Origin of the sequence: Geobacter sp., from assembly GCF_030834625.1 — a bacterium.
Taxonomy (GTDB): domain Bacteria; phylum Desulfobacterota; class Desulfuromonadia; order Geobacterales; family Geobacteraceae; genus Geobacter.
The window spans coordinates 14542-30496 of the sequence record NZ_JAUQXO010000099.1 but is presented as its reverse complement, the minus strand read 5'-3'; the positions used below and the strand labels follow the sequence as shown (position 1 = coordinate 30496).

The window sequence follows — 15955 nt, the reverse complement described above, 5'->3', positions numbered from 1 at the left end:
ATCATCACCTGAAGACAATAAAGATTTTCGTCATGAAGAAATCACACACGAGCACCATGATGGACGTGACGACCACCGCCCGCTTGGCCGCGGCCCCCACCCCTTCGGCGCCGCCCCGGGTGTTGAGCCCCACGTAGCAGCCGATGGTGGCGATGAGGAAACCGAAGACCAGGGGCTTCGCCACCCCCTCGATGAGGTCCTGGAAGACCATGAACTGGGAGAGGGACTTCCAGTACATGAGGAGGTTGATGTCGTAGCCGGAGGCGATGATGTACCCCCCCAGGAGCGCCAGGGCGTCGGTGATCACGGCCAGAAGGGGCATGGCCACGAGCATCGCCTTGAGCCGCGAGGTAACAAGCCGGGTGATGACGTCGGTCCCCTCCACCCGCATGGCGTCCACCTGCTCGGTGACGACCATGGTGCCGAGCTCGGCGGTGATTGAAGAGCCGACCCGACCCGCCACCATGAGCGCGGAGAGGACCGGTCCCAGCTCCTTCACCATGGTGACGGCCACCATCGCCCCCACGTAGCTGGTGGCGGCGAAGGGCTTCAGCTGGATCAGGGCCTGGAGCGCCATCACCATGCCGGTGAAGAACCCCGTAAGGCTGACGATGAAAAGGGAGCCGACCCCCATCTTGTCCAGCTGGGTGACAAACTCCCGGTAATAGCGGGGCCTGCGAAAAATCCGCACGACGGCCCGGGCCGCAAGGGCGAAGTATGCCTGGAATTCCTGGAGGAACCATTTGACGGTGCGTTCGGGGTTCATACCTGTTGCAAAACCGCTCCGATGGCCTCGCGCACGTCATCCGCGAAGACGAAGGCAATCTCCTCCTTCACGTCGTCGGGGATGTCCTCCAGGTTCTCCCGGTTGCGGCCGGGGGCCACCACCGTCTTCACCCCGGCCCGCCGGGCCGCCAGCACCTTCTCCTTGAGCCCGCCGATGGCCAGGACCCGCCCCGTGAGGCTGATCTCCCCGGTCATGGCCACGTCGCGCCGGGCCGGCCGCCCCGACAGGAGCGACACGATGGCAATCACCATGGTGATCCCCGCCGACGGCCCGTCCTTGGGGATGGCGCCGGCCGGCACGTGGATGTGGATGTCGGTGTCGGCGAAGGCCGTCTCGCCAACCCCCCACTCGTCGCCGTTGGCCCGCACGAAGGAGAGGGCCGCCCGGGCCGACTCCTTCATGACGTCCCCCAGGGAACCGGTCAGGATCAGCTCCCCCTTTCCCTTCATCCGGGTCGCCTCCACGAAGATGATGTCGCCGCCGGTCTCGGTCCAGGCAAGCCCCGTGACGACCCCCACCCGGTCCTGCTCCGAGGCCACCTCGTTGAAGAAGGTGCGGGGGCCGAGAAGCTCCTCCACCACAGCAGGGGTGATGGTTTCCCGCAACGGCTTCCCCTGGGTGATCTCCTTGGCCACCTTGCGGCAGACCGAGGCGATGCTCCGCTGGAGGTTCCGCACCCCCGCCTCCCGGGTGTAGTCGCGGATGATCTTGTAGAGGGCGTCGTCAGCGAAGACGGGCGGGGTGCCCGCCAGGCCGTTCTCCTCGATCTCCTTGGGAACCAGGTAGCGGACGGCGATCTTCTCCTTCTCCTCGTCGGTGTAGCCCGAGAGCCGGATCACCTCCATCCGGTCCTTGAGGGCCGCGGGGATCGGGTCCAGCTGGTTCGCCGTGGTGATGAACATCACGTTGGAGAGGTCGAAGGGGACATCCAGGTAGTGGTCGGTGAAGCTGTTGTTCTGCTCCGGATCGAGAACCTCCAGGAGCGCGCTGGCCGGGTCCCCCCGGAAGTCGAGGCCGATCTTGTCCACCTCGTCCAGCATGAAGAGCGGATTGTTGGTGCCGCAGCGGTAGATCTCCTGGATGATCCGGCCCGGGAGGGCGCCGATATAGGTGCGGCGGTGGCCGCGGATCTCCGCCTCGTCCCGCATCCCCCCCAGGGACATGCGGATGAATTTGCGTCCCAGGGCCCGGGCGATGGACTTGCCGAGGCTCGTCTTCCCCACCCCCGGCGGCCCCACGAAACAGAGGATCGGACCCTTCATCCGCTCCCGGAGCGTCCGGACCGCCAGGTACTCGAGGATCCGCTCCTTCACCTTCTTCAGGTCGTAGTGGTCCTCGTCCAGCACCGCCTCGGCCTGGTTGATGTCGTTATTGTCCCTAGTGGCATTCTTCCAGGGCATCCCGGCCAGATAGTCGAGATAGGTGCGCGACACCGTGTACTCGGGGGAAGCGGGGTTGATCCGCTCGACCCGCTTCAGCTCCTTGTCGGCGACCTTGCGCACATCGGCGGGCATGCCGGCCGCGTCGATCTTCTTCCTGAGATCAATCATCTCGGCGGCGCGGGTATCCTCTTCGCCCAACTCCTCCTGGATCTGCTTCATCTGCTCCCGCAGCAGGTACTCCTTCTGGCTTTTGCCGACCCGCTTGGTCACCTCCGCCTGGACCTCTCCCTTCACCTGAAGCCGCTGCACCTCGCTCGTCAGGTGCATGTAGACCTTCTTGAGCCGCTCCAGGGGGTCGACGGTTTCCAGTATCCCCTGCTGCTCGTCCAGGGGGAGATTGACGTAAAGGGCCACCAGATCCGCCAGCCGCGCCGGGTTGTCGATGAGGTCGATCATCTTCATGACATCCTCGGGGAGGGGCCGGCCGTAGGAAAGGGCGATCTTGAGGAGGGCGTTGAGGCTCTGGACCAGGGCCTCGGAGACCATGGACCGCTCCACGAACTCGTGTACCGGCTCGCAGTGGCCCTGGAGGTGATAGTTCGTCTCGATCACCTCCGTCACACGGACCCGTGAGACCCCCTCGAGGACCAGTTTGGCCCCGCCTTCGGAAAGGCGTTGAATCTGGTTGACCTTGCAGAGGGTACCAATCTCGAAGAGCGGAGGAATTCTGTCAGGAGCGGCCTCCTCCCGGGGGCGGACGAGGGCCACGAGCTGTTCGCTGCCGAGCATCTCCTCGAAGCGGGCAAGCTCCTCATCCTTGAGGAACAGGGGGAAAATCATGTAGGGAAACGCCACGATCTCCCGGATAGGGTAGAGCGGCAGGATGGAAGGCATCGATATCGACACGGATTCGGACATGGGGTTCGGGTCCTCGGGTCGAAGGAGCTTGGGGTGGCGTAAGGGTATAGTAATGAGAGTAGCCGCCGAAGCCGCTCCTGTCAAGGAACGGCGCGGGAAATGAGCCCCATCGCGGGGATAGCGCCGGGAGCCAGCCCCATTACTCGGTGGCGGCCGTTTCCCACTCCTCATACAACCCGGCGATCCGTACCGTCAAGGCCGCGTGCTCTTCGCCACCCTGCCGGGCGGCTTCCAGATCCTGGAAGAAGGCGGGGTTGGCCATCCGTGCTTCCAGTTCGGCGAGACGCCCTTCCTCCGCGGCAATAGCCGCCTCCAGCTCCTCAAGACGCTTCTGGCGCCGTTTCTCATCCCGTTGACGCAGCTTCTCCTCCTCCCGTTGGCGCATCCGCGTATCCTTGGAATCAGGGATTGAGGCCTGGAATGGGGGGACTGGGGAAAGCGGGACGACCACGGAATCTGCCGACGCCTTTTTCGCCAGGTAGTACTCGTAATCCCCGTGGTAACTGGTGAGCCGCCCCCCTTCCACCTCCACCACCCGGGTGGCGAGTGCGTCGATGAAGTAGCGGTCGTGGGAGACGAAGACCACGGTGCCGGCAAAGGTCTTGAGGGCGTCCAGGAGCACATCCTTGCTGAAGAGATCCAGGTGGTTGGTGGGCTCGTCCATGAGAAGAAGGTTCGAGGGGCGCAGAAGCATCTTGGCCAGAGCCAGGCGGTTCCGCTCGCCACCGGAGAGGACCGCCACCCGCTTGTGGATGTCGTCCCCCGAGAAGAGGAAGGCGCCGAGGATGTCCCGCAGCTGGGGCACCATGGCGAAGGGGGCGTCGGCCAGGAGCTCGTCGTAGGCGGTCCGTTCGCTGTCAAGGACTTGGGCCTGGTCCTGGGCGAAGTAGTCGAGGGCAACGTTGTGCCCCACGATCCGCTCACCCGAATCGAAGGGCTTGCCGGCCAGAATCCCCATGAGAGTTGACTTGCCGGCCCCGTTGTGCCCCACCAGGGCGATCCGCTCCCCCTTCTCCACGGTGAGGCCGACGCCGTTGAGCACCACGTTGGCGCCGTAGGCCTTCACCACCCCGGCAAGCTCCATGGCGATCCGGCCGCTGGCCGGGGGATCGGGGAAGCGGAAGCGAATTTTTTTCCGCTCGGGAGGAAGGACGATCCGCTCGATCTTCTCCAACTGCTTGATGCGGGACTGGACCAGGGCGGCCTTATCGGCCTTGTAGCGGAAGCGGCTGATGAAGTCCTCGATCTTCTGGACCTCTTCGTCCTGGCGCCGCTTCGCCTCCCGCAGGGCCGCAACCCGCTCCTCCCGCTGGACGAGGTAGCGGCTGTAGGAGCAGTGGTAGTCGGTCAGGACGCTGTTCCAGACCTCGGTGATCCGCTGGCAGACCTGGTCCATGAAGAAGCGGTCGTGGGAGACGAGGATCACGGAATGGGGGTATTCCTGCAGGTACCCCTCCAGCCAGTTGCGGGCCTCGATGTCCAGGTGGTTGGTGGGCTCGTCCAGGAGGAGCACGTTGGGCTTTTGCAGCAGGAGCTTGGCCAGGGCGATCCGCATCTGCCACCCGCCGGAGAACTCGCCGCAGTCGCGGCCCCGGTCGGCGGGAAGAAAGCCGAGACCGTCCAGCACCCGGCATGCCTCGGCCTCCATGGCGTATCCGCCCCGGAGCCGGAACTCCTCCTGGATGCGGCCGTAGCGGTCAAGCAGGGCATCGTGCTCCGGCGCGTCGTGGGGAACCTCCTCCAGGCGCCGGGTGAGCACGGCCAACTCCCGTTCCATCTCCTGGAGATCGTCGAGGGCCGTCATCACCTCGGCCAGGAGCACCCTCCCCCGGGTGACGATGCCGTCCTGGGGGAGGTAGCCGACCGTGGCTCCCTTGGCAAAAATCAGCTCGCCGGCCGAGTGTTCCACGAGCCCGGCGACTATTTTCATGAGGGTCGACTTGCCGGCGCCGTTCTCCCCCACGAGGCCGACCCGCTCCCCTTTTTTCAGATGCCAGTTGATGCCGGTGAAGAGGGCTCTTCCCGCAAAGTCCTTGGAGAGGTTTTTGAGATGCAGCATGGAGTTCCGTTCCGTGTTTGTGAGATAGAGCCATTGTAGGGGGGGCAAAACGGCCTTGTCAATCTCCACTCCTGTCTAAATACCCATCAAAGCCAGTTTTTTCTTATTAATGGCAAAAAACTCTGGTATAGTTTACAGGTTTTACGCGACTTCAAGGCCCGTTCGCCATGGCTGCGGGTATTTTGGATATCAAGAATCGGGCTGCCCGGCTTCGTGCCGGCGGCGGCCGACATTTCAGCGGCGCGGGGTGTGCCCCGCTGCCCAAAAGGACTGGAACCAATGGCAAAGAAGATGCTCATCAACGTGATGCATCCAGAGGAGGCCCGCGTAGCCATCGTCGAAGACGGCAAGCTGGACAATCTGGACATCGAAATTGCGGGGAGCGAACAGACCCGCGGCAACGTCTACAAGGGGGTGGTGGTCCGGGTGGAACCGGGGCTCCAGGCAGCCTTCGTCGACATCGGCTCCAAGAGGCTCGGCTTCCTCCAGATGGGTGAGATCCACCCCTCCTTCTGGCAGTGGCGCGACGACGTCCCCCCCGAGAACCGCAACCGCCGCCCCCGCATCCAGGAGGTGGTCCGCCGGGGTCAGGAGCTCATCGTCCAGGTGGAAAAGGGGGAGCGGGACATGAAGGGGGCGGCCCTCACCACCTACATGTCGTTTCCGGGACGCTACATGGTCCTCATGCCGGGGAGCGATTCCGCCGGCATCTCCCGCAAGGTGGAAAGCGATGCCGACCGCAAGAAGCTGAAGGAGAAACTCAGCCAGATGGAGATTCCCGAGGGGATCGGCTACATCGTCCGGACCGAGGCCCTCGGCAAGACCAAGACCGAGCTGGCCAAGGATCTCCAGAACCTCCTCAGCCTCCACCAGTCGATCCAGGAGAAGGCGGCCGCCACCAAGGCCCCTGCCCTCATCTACCAGGAGATGAATGTCGTCATCCGGACCATCCGCGACTACTTCACCGCCGAGATCGACGAAGTGCTCGTGGACAGCAAGGAGGTCTACAAAGAGGCCCGTGACTTCTTCAAGCAGACCATGCCCAAATACGAGAATCTCGTGAAGCTCCATACGGAGAAGCGTCCCATCTTCTCCCGCTACCAGATCGAGGAGCAGATCGACCTGATCTACGAGAAGAAGGTGCCGCTCAAATCGGGGGGATACCTCATCATCGAGCCCACCGAGGCCTTGGTCTCCATCGACGTGAACTCCGGCAAGACCACCGGCGAGAAGGGGGTCGAGGACACCGCCTTCAAGACCAACATGGAGGCGGCCGAAGAGGCGGCCCGTCAGCTCCGCCTGCGGGACCTGGGGGGGCTCATCGTCCTCGACTTCATCGACATGCGGGACCGCAAGCACAACAACGCCGTGGAGAAGGCCCTCAAGGCCGCCCTCAAGGAGGACAAGGCCCGGGTCGAGGTGGGACGCATCTCCCAGTTCGGCATGCTGGAGATGTCCCGCCAGCGGATCAAGCAGACCCTGGAGCAGGGGAGCACTCTCGAATGCCCCCACTGCAGCGGCCGGGGCAAGGTGAAGAACGTGGAGAGCATGGCCCTCTCCTTCCTCCGCAAGGTCCACGCCGCCGCAGCCAAGGGGAACATTGCCGAGGTTCACGGCGGGCTCCCCCTGGAGGTTGCCTACTACCTCCTGAACCGCAAGAAGCGGGAGCTGGCCCGGATCGAAGACGACTACGACATCGTGGTCACGGTCAAGGGGCGCACCTCCTTCCTCATGAACGAGTTGGAACTGGAGACGGTCAAGCGGGAAAAGCCGGCCCATATCGAGCTTCCAGCCGAAACCGTGGAACCGCTGGGAAGGAAACCCGAAGCGATCGAGGAAACTGTCGAGGCGGTTGAGGCCGAAGAGACGACGCCCCAGGAAGGGGCTGAGGGGAAAAAGCGCAAACGCCGCCGCAGCCGGAAGAAAGGAAAGGGGGAAGAGGCTCCAGCCGCCGCCCTTGCCGACGAGAGCCAGCTCGACGAGGAGACTGGCGAAGAACCGGAAACGGGAGAGGAACCTCTGGAGAACGAGGAAAGCGCCGAGACGGCCCCGGGCGAGGAAGCGAAGAAGAAGCGGCGGCGCAGGCGGCGCCGGGGCAAGAAACCCCGCACCGGTGAAGCCGGAGAGGTTCAGGCAGCCGAGGCCGGCGAAGAAGAGATGACGCCCGAGTCCGAAGCCCCCGCATCCCCGGAAGCGGAAGCCGTGGCGGAAACCGCAGAAGAGGGAGAAACGGCTGCCGAAGAGGCGAAGAAGAAACGTCGGCGCCGTAAACGCCGCAGCGGCAAGCGGGGAGAGGAAGGGGAGTCTGCCGAAGAAGCGGAGGCGCCCGCCGAGGCACCGGAACCTGCGCTGGTTCACCCGGTCGAGCCTTCTCCGGAGCAGGCGGAGCCGAAGCCGAAGAAGCCGCGCACCCCACGCACCAAAAAGACCGCTGTTGCTGCACCTGAACCCACGGGACCCCAGACGGCAGACGCCGTAGCCGCCGAACCGGCGCCCACCGAGAAAGCACCGGCAAAGCCTGCGCGCAAGCGTGCCCCACGCAAGAAGGCGGCCGTAGCGGAGGAAATCGTCGCCACGGAAGCACAACCGGCAGAGCCCACGCAGGGAGCCGAGGCCCCAAAGCGCAAGCGGGCGCCGCGCAAGAAGAAAGAAGAGGCCGCCGAAGCTCCACACGAAACCGAAACACCCTGACGAGGTCCCGGGAGACGCGACCATGAGCCATTTGTTTGCGATATCAATGCTTGCCGCCCTGCTTATGGCCTCACCCTGCCTCGCAGAGGGACTTGAGGAAATCAGTGCCTACGGGTATGGCGGATACTTCTCCTGGAAGGAGTATGACGATAGCGGCAGCCGATTACTGAAGGAAAGTGGCCCCATCTTCGGTGCCGGTGCTGCCGCGCGGGTGGACCTCCACCAAAGATCTCTCATCCTCCACGGCAAGGCTGAACTGTTCGGCACAGTAGTCAACTATGAAGGCCAGACGCAATCAGACGACCGTGACTTCAATAACCGACCTGTCGACTCTGATACGCGCTATTTCGGCGCAAAGTTCGAAGGGGATCTCGGGTGGCGTTTCGCCTTCGACGGCGGGTCACTGGAACCCTTCTTCGGGCTCGGTTACCGGACATGGATCAGAGACATCGACAATTCCTCCGCAACCACCGAAGCAGGTATGCGCTTCCCGGTGGGGGGAGCCACCGAGTACTGGGACACCATCTACACCCGCTATGGCCTCAAGGGTGAAGTCCCAATGGGCAACGAAACGGCCCTCTTCCTGGAGGCCGGCGCCAAGTACCCCCTCTACAACCGCAACGAGGCCAAGGACACCTCCGTCGGCGACGTCACCATCGAGCCCCGTTCCGACTGGTCGGCCTTCGCCGAACTTGGCCTCCGCCACAAGGCGTTCCGCCCCAGCATCTTCTACGAAGGATTCCGCTTCAAACGTTCCCACAACGAACAGAAGGCCGGATACCTGATCTGGCAGCCCAAGTCCGAGTCGGACATTGTGGGCATTTCCTTCGCCTATATCTTCCGCTAGATAACTACCCCCTCCGACCGAGTGGGGCTTCGCGAGAAGCCCCGTTCTTTTTACTCCCTGGTGTATACTTCCCGCATGCACCCCCTGCCGCATCGTACAAAAATACGCACTTACAAAGCGTTACACCATAACCCCTTCATACCTCCACCCCGTTACCCCCCATGGTGCGTATAGGAAAAACATACGCTACTCCTTACACCTCCTCCGGACGCACCCTCTCGCCCCTTAATTTTACCCACGATATCGGCTACTTGCCTTAAATGCACTCCACACGCTTTCGTTGGTACAGCCGGTGCAAGTAAGGAAAGCGTTCAACAGGCGTTACAGATCCATAACAGAAGAGGACAATCGGAGGACAATCATGTCTCCTGACTACCTGACCATCAGCTTCCCCCCCCTTGAGGACTTCTCCTCACCGCTTCTGTTGAGCGGCTTCGGCATGGAGGAGTTCCTTCTGGTCTTTTTCGCCGGCGTTGGAACCATGGCAGTCGTCTGCCAACTGGTACCCGGAGTCCTCCTGCTCATATCCATGGTCAGGAGCATGTTCTTCTGTACCCGCACCGATATGGCACCGTCTGTCGAAGGAGGAGAATAGAACGCGTCGCCAGGACGCGAGTTGGAGGGAATCATGGACAAAACCATCGTCAAGGCATCTGTTCTCGTTCTGGGAGGCGCATCCCCGGCCCTCGCCTCGTCAGGCATCGCCGAAGGATTCGGCGGCGTCTTCCTCTGGATATTCTGCGGCTATTGCTCCATCATCGTCGTGGCACAGGCCTGCGCTGCCATCAGCTCCCTCATGGGCCAAGCAAGGAAAGAGCCCGAACAGGAGGCTGTCGACAGCCAGGAGGCTTGACTCAGATATCCCCTTCGATCGCGGTCCCCAAGGCCGTCCACTGCCACCGATCTGGTCGCCACCAGAATCGTCGCGGAGGACGGCCCTTTTTTCGCTCCTTCTCTCCGCCCCATGACATTCCGCCCGGATATGGTACAGTATAGGCCATGATAACCATTGAAACATTCAAGGGAAACTCCATCCTGGACCAGCAGGTGGAAATCGTGGAGCGCAAGGGAAAAGGCCATCCCGACTATATCTGCGACGCGGCCATGGACGCCGTCTCCGTGGCCCTGTCCCAGGAATATCTCCGGCTGTTCGGCCGCATCCTCCACCACAACATCGACAAGAGCCTCCTTGCCGCCGGAAGCGTGGAAAAGCGATTCGGCGGCGGCCGGGTAATCCGTCCCATGGAGCTCATCATCGGTGACCGGGCTACTTTTTCCGTGGGAGATCGGCAGATTCCGGTGGCGGAGATCGCCGTGGGTGCCGCCCGGCAATGGTTCAGGGAGAACCTCCGCTTCGTGGACCCGGAACTGCACGTGGATTTCCGGGTGGTGCTCGCCCCCGGGTCGGAGGAACTGACCGACATCTTCGCCCGACCGGGGGCGGTCATGGCGGCCAACGACACCTCGGCGGCCGTGGGCTACTGGCCCCTGTCACCGACGGAACTGACGGTTCTTTCCCTGGAGCACCACCTGAACTCCCGCGAGTTCAAGGAGCGGTTCCCTGAAACCGGCGAGGACATCAAGGTCATGGGACTCCGCTCAGGCAACGATCTTGAGGTGACCGTGGCTATGCCGCTTCTGGCGCGCTTCATCGAATCCGAAGGGGAGTACTTCGCCCGCAAGGGGGTTGTGGAAAGGGAGATCGGTGAATTTCTGACGGGCATTCCGGGTTTCGGCCGGAAGGAGGCCCGCCTCAACGCCCTTGACGAACCGGGACGAGGGCTTGGCGGCGTCTACCTGAGCCTCCTGGGCACGTCGGCGGAGGACGCCGACTCGGGCCAGGTGGGGCGCGGCAACCGGGTCAACGGAATCATCGCCCTGGGGCGCCCCCTCGGCACCGAGGCCGCCGCCGGCAAGAACCCGGTGAGCCATGTGGGAAAGATTTACAACATCCTCGCCCACCGGCTTGCACGGGAGATCTGCGAGGAGTTGGAAGGAGTCAGGGAAGCCCACGTTCTGCTCTTGAGCCGGATCGGAACCCCCATTGACCGCCCCCGCATGGCGGCGGCGCAGCTTCTGTTGGAAAAGGGAAAGCGGCTCGGGGATGTGTCGGCAAAGGCCGAGGATATCATCGGCCGGAGGCTGGCGGGGATCAACGGATTCTGCATGGAACTTGCTGCGGGACGATATCCGGTCTGCTGAAGGAGATTACATAAGCATCGACAGGAGCACCTGAACAATGAGAATCTTCCCGATGGTGGCAACCGGATAGACCGAGGCATAGCCGATGTTGGGAAGGTCGTTGCCGGTCTGCTCCAGGGCGTAGCCGAGAACGGCGGGCTGGGTCTGGAGACCGGCCACCATGCCGATGAGGATCCCCATAGGTATCTTAAGGACCCGATGGCCGACCCAGAGGGTGGCAAGCGCCGCACAGCAGGTGACCACGGCCCCGGCTGCAAAGATGGCAAAACCTCCCCCCTTGGCAAGGGTGGAGACGAAGCCGTAACCGGCCCGGGTGCCGATGCCGGCCAGAAAAAGCACCAATCCGATCTGGCGCAGCGTCATGTTGGCGCTGTAGGGGAGACTCCAGACCATTCCGCCTGTGCGGCCGATGGTCCCGAGAATGAGTGCCACGATGAGGGGCCCCCCGGCAAAGCCGAGCTTGAGGGTCACCCCGCCCGGCAGGGGAATCGGCACGATGCCGAGCAACAACCCGAGGGCGAGCCCCAGGCTGAAGGTGAGGATATCCACCTCAGATACCGCCCGGTAGGAATCGCCGAACAGGGCCGTCACCTCCCCCATCCGGTCCCGATGGGTAACCACCCGGACCCGGTCCCCCAACTCCAACGCCATGTCGTCATGGGGTAGAAAGTCGTCGTCACCCCGCCGTACCCGGGTCACCGTGGCCCCGAACCGCTCGAAGAGCTCCAGGCTCCCGAGCCGCCGGCCAGCCACCCTCGGATTTGAAACGAAGATGCGCCGGTAGTCGAACTCGCTCCGGTCCGCGGTTATTTCCTCTTCGCTCACCTCGCCAAGAACCTCCGCCACCCGCTGCAGTTCCGCATCGGTCCCCACCACGATCACCAGGTCACCTGACTGGAAACGGACCTGGGGCCCCGTCAGGAGATAGTCCTCTCCCCGCTTGATCCGGCCGAATACCACGTCCCACTTTTCCTGCAGGGAGAGTGCCGCCACGGTGAGTCGTGAGGCCTGGGGCCAGGTGACCCGGATAGTCCTCGACCGCAGGGACTCGGTGGCAGCGCCGGCAATCTTGAACCGCTTCGCCTCCTCCGCATAATCGATCCGCCAGAGCTTCTGGACGAAGCTTATGGCAAGCACGACTCCCATCACCCCCATGGGATAGGCGATGGAATAACCCACGACTGGCTCCGCCAGCATCTGTTCCATGAGATTCTGCGGTGCCAGGTGTTTGATGGTTTCCAGGGCGCCGGCAAGGGCTGGGGTATTGGTGAGGCTTCCGGCAAAAAGTCCGACGGTGACGGTGGCTGGAAGTGCAAGAAACCGCTGGGCCGTCACGGTGAGGGCCGCTGCGAACACGAGAACGCTGAGTATGAGGAGGTTGTTCCGCACCCCGTCCTGCCTGAACGAAGCCACGAAGGCAGGCCCGCTGGACAGCCCGATGGTATAGACAAAAAGGGCAAGCCCGAGGACGTAGACGATCTCAGGGAGTTTCAGTTCCGGGTGGAGTGCGCCGATGCCAAGCCCCACGAAGAGAACCGCCGCGACGCCGAGGCTCGACCCGCGGATCCTGATCCGGCCGAGGGGATAGCCGATGGCAGCGACAACGAAGAGGAGGAGGAGCGGATTGTCAATAAGGAGCTTGATCATGGAAGGTCACATCCGCAATGTCGGCTTGATGTTGTCGGGGACGAAGCTTTCGGCGATCCGCCATCCCCTCCCCGGTACGTATACCGGTTCGAGCCGGTAGGCGATGAAGCCAAGGAGATCGAAGGGCTCAGGCAGTTCGGGCTCGACCTTCACCACCCGGTAGCCGACAAAATCCCCCGCGGCGGGATACCGCAGCGACTCCTTCAGGGTACAGGCCTCAATCACTTTGCCCCCCTCGCGGTTGGCCAGGCGAATACGAAAAAGCTGTTCTCCCTCCGTGCCGGTCCCTCGCCGTTCCTCCACCAGGGCTGGAACGACCGCCTCCAGAAGAATCAGGTTCTCAAGGTTACGGCAGGCATAGTCAAAAGCCGCCTCGTTGCTTCCGAACTCAATCGGCTCACCGGTTTTCTTTCTGAACAGCCCGAACATGGCGTCTCCTAGCCGGTCTTTTTCCCCGGCGACTTGAGGAAGACGACGATGGCGCCCCCCCCTCCCAGTTCCCGCGGCGCGGGAGTAAACTCGGCCACCATCCCCTTGCCGCGCTCCCGTAGCCACGAAAGGACAGCGCCCTGGAGGACCGGCTCCCCCGGTGAATTGTTTCCCTTGCCAGTGATGACGAGAACCGCCTTCTGGTCGCGACGGTGGGCACCGGCAATGAACTGTTCCAGACTCTCCAGCGCCTCTTGCCGGGTGAGGCCGTGGAGGTCCAGTTCGAGGCCGATCCTGATCTGACCGTTCTTCAACTGCCGGAGCCGGCTGACCGGCCGGGGGTGCTCCCCGTCGCCTTCCGGAACATGGTCGCTGAAGGTCACGTCAAGCCGCAGGTTCGTAATGGCTTCGGCAAAGAGCCGAAGCTCCTCGGCCTCCTGCCGACGGCGGATTTCCGCTGCCTCTGCCAGTTCGGAGCTGTCCGGCACCTTCTGACCGCCCGTCTTCCGTAACGGCTCTTCCGCCGGCTGGAGCCGTCGCACGTCGGCCATTTCACGGAAAAAGAGGGAGATATCGTCCGTGTCGGCGGGACGTTTCGCCGGTGCAGGGGTGGAAGCCTTCGCCTGTGCCGTCTCCCGCGGGGGGGCATCATCGGCCCTGACCCCCTTGAGGGCCGCAAAGGGACGCGCCGCGAACTCCTTTGGTTTCTGTTCGGTTTTTGGACTCTTCTTTTTCATGGGTTAACGGTTTTCATCCTCTCAAGGCTCGTCACGGCGCGTCCCGAGGGACAAGGACAATCTCGATCCGGCGGTTCTTCGCCCGCCCCTCGTCGGTGTCGTTGGGAGCCACCGGACGGAACTCGCCGTTGGCCACCGCCACAAGGACCGCCGGGTCGATCCCCTGGCTCTGGAGGTAGCGGGTCACGTTGATGGCCCTGGCCGCGGAGAGCTCCCAGTTAGTAGGGAAGCGCTTGGTCAGGTTGCCGACAATCTGGACGTTGTCCGTGTGCCCCTCGATCCGGATTGCCTTGTCCTGAACACCTTTCAGGATATCGACCACCTTCGCGAGTACCTCCTCCCCCCCCCGCTTCACCTCCGCCCTGCCCGAATCGAAGAGGATGGCGTCGACCATGTTGACCGTCAGCTTCCCCTTGAGCTCGGATATGGTCACCTGCCCCCGGGATATCTCCCCCTTCATACGGTCGAGGAGATCCTCATAGGTTTTGCTCACCTCGCGAACCTTCTCCTCCTTGGCCATCTGGGTGGAGGCAATCTCTGCCTTGAGCCGGACGTTCTCGGCCTCCAGGTCCGCAACCTTCTGCCTCAGGTCGGCGACGCTCTGGGAAAGGGAATCGGTATTGGCCCGCAGTGACTGCTCCAGTTCTTTGTTGTCGGCACCGAGCTTCTCCTTGTCCTTTGCAAGCCCGGCCGCCTCTTCCTTCACCTTGGCAAGCTGTGCCTTCAGGGCGCCGTTCTCGGTAGCCAGCTCCCGCTGTATCTCCTGGAGGGTGGCAGCCTCCCTCCCAAGGGTATCGGCCTCCTCCACTTTCTTCAGGTATTTGCTCTCGGCCACGAGGCACCCGGAAAGGGAAAGACCCGTGACCGCCACCAACATCAGAAACACGATCCGTCTTGCCATGATGAAAACCTCCTTCAATTACAGAAAAAAAACCGCGATGCGAACCGCATCCCGGCATACACGGCTACGAGAAAATATACACCGGCACCGCGGCCGCCGCAAGCACCAGGGCCTGGGGAAACCAGAGACGGCGGTAGACTCTTGCCATATCGGCCTCGAAGTATTCCCGCGTCAGCACAAGACAGAGGTGGACCGGCGAGAGCATCACCCCGGCAAAACCGCTGCCGAAGGCGAGGGAGATAAGTCCCAGCGACGGAATGTCTCCCCCCATGAGCGGCATCAGGATAGGAAAGGTAATCCCCACGAAGGCCACGGTGAGTCCCGTCATGACTCCCGCCAGAAACGGAATGGCAGTGATGATGACGAGCGTCGGCAGGCCGCTTGCCGCGAAAAAATGCGAAATGCCGTCCAGGGCTCCGGTGAGCCGCAGGGTCTCCTGGAAGATCATGATGCCGAAGATGAGCGACAGGGCCTTGAAGGAGACACTCTCCCGGAGTGTCGTCACGATTTTAGCCGGTCCATAGCGGTGGGCCATGAAGAGAAGCACCGTCATCCCCCCCATGGCCACTACCGGGTTGACCCGCAGCACCACCACGAGGACGAGTGTTGCAAGAATCGGCGCTACCGAGAGGATGAAGGTGCGAAGCGCCCGCCCCTTGCCGACCGTCTCCCCCCGCGGCACCGGCGCAGGACCGACTCCCCGGAAGCAGAAAAGGGCTCCCCAGACGACCACCGACACCGCGAAGACGGCGTTCGCCATGACGATCTTCTGGTAGGGGATGCGGGAGAGCCCCGCAACCAGGATGATGCCGGGATAGAGGGGAGAGACGTACTCCCAGATGTGACGGTACCAGTAGTTGATGAAGGCCTTCTGGTCGGGGGGGAGCGCCAGGTGGGCCGACGACTCCCGCACCATGGGCGCCGAGAAGACCGCTCCCCCCGGCGAGGGGAGCATCCCGATCATGGCCGGCATGGCGGCCATGATGAGCCGGGTGTCGGGGAGGATCTCCGAAAGGCTCGCCACCATACGCCTGAGGGTGCCGGTCGTGCGGAGGATGTTTTCCATGATCATGGTGAAAACGAGGGTGGCCGTCATTTCAAGGGCCTTGGCCGAGGTGAGGGCAGTCCATGCCCCGGCCAGGAACCGGAGCGGCGGAGTGAGGTAGGAGAACGCCAGGAGCACCGCCCCCAGGGCCATGACCATCCCCAGGTGCCACCTGCGGCGCAGCATGATAACCACGGCGGCGAGAACGGCGAGGGTTTTCAGGAGATCAATCATGCATTGCCCCGATCAAAACTGAAAAAGGGACGAACACCCGTCCCTTTCCGTACCTCGCTGCATGCCGACGATAGCG

At 62.9% G+C, this 15955-nt stretch carries 14 protein-coding genes; 5 read left to right on the top strand and 9 right to left on the bottom strand.

Translation table 11 applies throughout. From position 1 onward, the window contains the following. Nucleotides 1-4 precede the first annotated feature (4 nt). The 4 genes from RCH91_RS21210 to RCH91_RS21195 form a co-directional block, all read right to left on the bottom strand. Nucleotides 5-766: an ABC transporter permease gene (locus RCH91_RS21210; protein ID WP_306537460.1), complete on the bottom strand. Its 762-nt coding sequence runs from the start codon at nt 764-766 to the stop codon at nt 5-7. After that, the gene (gene lon, locus RCH91_RS21205; RefSeq protein ID WP_306537458.1) at nt 763-3087 is read right to left on the bottom strand and encodes an endopeptidase La; all 2325 of its coding nucleotides are present in this window, start codon (nt 3085-3087) and stop codon (nt 763-765) included. The genes RCH91_RS21210 and lon overlap by 4 nt, the downstream gene beginning before the upstream one ends. 139 nt (nt 3088-3226) lie before the next feature. Further along, entirely contained in the window at nt 3227-5146 is a 1920-nt protein-coding gene (locus RCH91_RS21200; RefSeq protein ID WP_306537456.1) for an ATP-binding cassette domain-containing protein, read from the bottom strand. Nucleotides 5147-5232: 86 nt separating this feature from the next. Continuing rightward, complete coding sequence (locus tag RCH91_RS21195) at nt 5233-5445, bottom strand: hypothetical protein (RefSeq protein ID WP_306537454.1); 213 nt, start codon at nt 5443-5445, stop codon at nt 5233-5235. On the opposite strand from RCH91_RS21195, the gene RCH91_RS21190 reads away from it, so the two are divergent. The 5 genes from RCH91_RS21190 (at nt 5426) to RCH91_RS21170 (ending at nt 10886) form a co-directional block, all read left to right on the top strand. Then, nucleotides 5426-7837, top strand: a complete 2412-nt coding sequence (locus RCH91_RS21190) for an Rne/Rng family ribonuclease (protein WP_306537452.1) — start codon at nt 5426-5428, stop codon at nt 7835-7837. The genes RCH91_RS21195 and RCH91_RS21190 overlap by 20 nt on opposite strands. 22 nt (nt 7838-7859) lie before the next feature. Then, complete coding sequence (locus tag RCH91_RS21185) at nt 7860-8684, top strand: hypothetical protein (protein WP_306537450.1); 825 nt, start codon at nt 7860-7862, stop codon at nt 8682-8684. Between the two features lie 361 nt (nt 8685-9045). Further along, nucleotides 9046-9279: a hypothetical protein gene (locus RCH91_RS21180; protein ID WP_306537448.1), complete on the top strand. Its 234-nt coding sequence runs from the start codon at nt 9046-9048 to the stop codon at nt 9277-9279. A 33-nt stretch (nt 9280-9312) separates the two neighbouring features. Continuing rightward, nucleotides 9313-9537: a hypothetical protein gene (locus RCH91_RS21175; protein ID WP_306537446.1), complete on the top strand. Its 225-nt coding sequence runs from the start codon at nt 9313-9315 to the stop codon at nt 9535-9537. Between the two features lie 146 nt (nt 9538-9683). Beyond that, nucleotides 9684-10886 carry a methionine adenosyltransferase gene (locus RCH91_RS21170; protein ID WP_306537444.1) on the top strand — a complete coding sequence of 401 codons (1203 nt, stop codon included), beginning with the start codon at nt 9684-9686 and terminating at the stop codon, nt 10884-10886. A 6-nt stretch (nt 10887-10892) separates the two neighbouring features. Here the strand turns inward: RCH91_RS21170 and RCH91_RS21165 are convergent, their stop codons facing one another. The 5 genes from RCH91_RS21165 to RCH91_RS21145 all read right to left on the bottom strand — a co-directional run bounded on the left by RCH91_RS21165 (nt 10893) and on the right by RCH91_RS21145 (nt 15879). Then, nucleotides 10893-12533, bottom strand: a complete 1641-nt coding sequence (locus RCH91_RS21165) for an aspartate:alanine exchanger family transporter (protein ID WP_306537443.1) — start codon at nt 12531-12533, stop codon at nt 10893-10895. 6 nt (nt 12534-12539) lie between these two features. Next, entirely contained in the window at nt 12540-12962 is a 423-nt protein-coding gene (locus tag RCH91_RS21160; RefSeq protein WP_306537441.1) for a hypothetical protein, read from the bottom strand. A gap of 8 nt (nt 12963-12970) precedes the next feature. Beyond that, nucleotides 12971-13699 carry a Smr/MutS family protein gene (locus RCH91_RS21155; RefSeq protein WP_306537439.1) on the bottom strand — a complete coding sequence of 243 codons (729 nt, stop codon included), beginning with the start codon at nt 13697-13699 and terminating at the stop codon, nt 12971-12973. A gap of 31 nt (nt 13700-13730) precedes the next feature. After that, on the bottom strand, nt 13731-14600 hold the full coding sequence (locus RCH91_RS21150; protein ID WP_306537437.1) for an OmpA family protein: 870 nt from the start codon (nt 14598-14600) through the stop codon (nt 13731-13733). Nucleotides 14601-14664: 64 nt separating this feature from the next. Continuing rightward, entirely contained in the window at nt 14665-15879 is a 1215-nt protein-coding gene (locus tag RCH91_RS21145; RefSeq protein ID WP_306537435.1) for a DUF401 family protein, read from the bottom strand. Nucleotides 15880-15955: the final 76 nt, after the last annotated feature.

Coding starts and splice junctions, on each gene's coding strand:
- RCH91_RS21210 (WP_306537460.1), bottom strand. CDS start 766: ATGAACCCCGAACGCACCGTCAAATGGTTCCTCCAGGAATTCCAGGCA.
- lon (WP_306537458.1), bottom strand. CDS start 3,087: ATGTCCGAATCCGTGTCGATATCGATGCCTTCCATCCTGCCGCTCTAC.
- RCH91_RS21200 (WP_306537456.1), bottom strand. CDS start 5,146: ATGCTGCATCTCAAAAACCTCTCCAAGGACTTTGCGGGAAGAGCCCTC.
- RCH91_RS21190 (WP_306537452.1), top strand. CDS start 5,426: ATGGCAAAGAAGATGCTCATCAACGTGATGCATCCAGAGGAGGCCCGC.
- RCH91_RS21195 (WP_306537454.1), bottom strand. CDS start 5,445: ATGAGCATCTTCTTTGCCATTGGTTCCAGTCCTTTTGGGCAGCGGGGC.
- RCH91_RS21185 (WP_306537450.1), top strand. CDS start 7,860: ATGAGCCATTTGTTTGCGATATCAATGCTTGCCGCCCTGCTTATGGCC.
- RCH91_RS21180 (WP_306537448.1), top strand. CDS start 9,046: ATGTCTCCTGACTACCTGACCATCAGCTTCCCCCCCCTTGAGGACTTC.
- RCH91_RS21175 (WP_306537446.1), top strand. CDS start 9,313: ATGGACAAAACCATCGTCAAGGCATCTGTTCTCGTTCTGGGAGGCGCA.
- RCH91_RS21170 (WP_306537444.1), top strand. CDS start 9,684: ATGATAACCATTGAAACATTCAAGGGAAACTCCATCCTGGACCAGCAG.
- RCH91_RS21165 (WP_306537443.1), bottom strand. CDS start 12,533: ATGATCAAGCTCCTTATTGACAATCCGCTCCTCCTCCTCTTCGTTGTC.
- RCH91_RS21160 (WP_306537441.1), bottom strand. CDS start 12,962: ATGTTCGGGCTGTTCAGAAAGAAAACCGGTGAGCCGATTGAGTTCGGA.
- RCH91_RS21155 (WP_306537439.1), bottom strand. CDS start 13,699: ATGAAAAAGAAGAGTCCAAAAACCGAACAGAAACCAAAGGAGTTCGCG.
- RCH91_RS21150 (WP_306537437.1), bottom strand. CDS start 14,600: ATGGCAAGACGGATCGTGTTTCTGATGTTGGTGGCGGTCACGGGTCTT.
- RCH91_RS21145 (WP_306537435.1), bottom strand. CDS start 15,879: ATGATTGATCTCCTGAAAACCCTCGCCGTTCTCGCCGCCGTGGTTATC.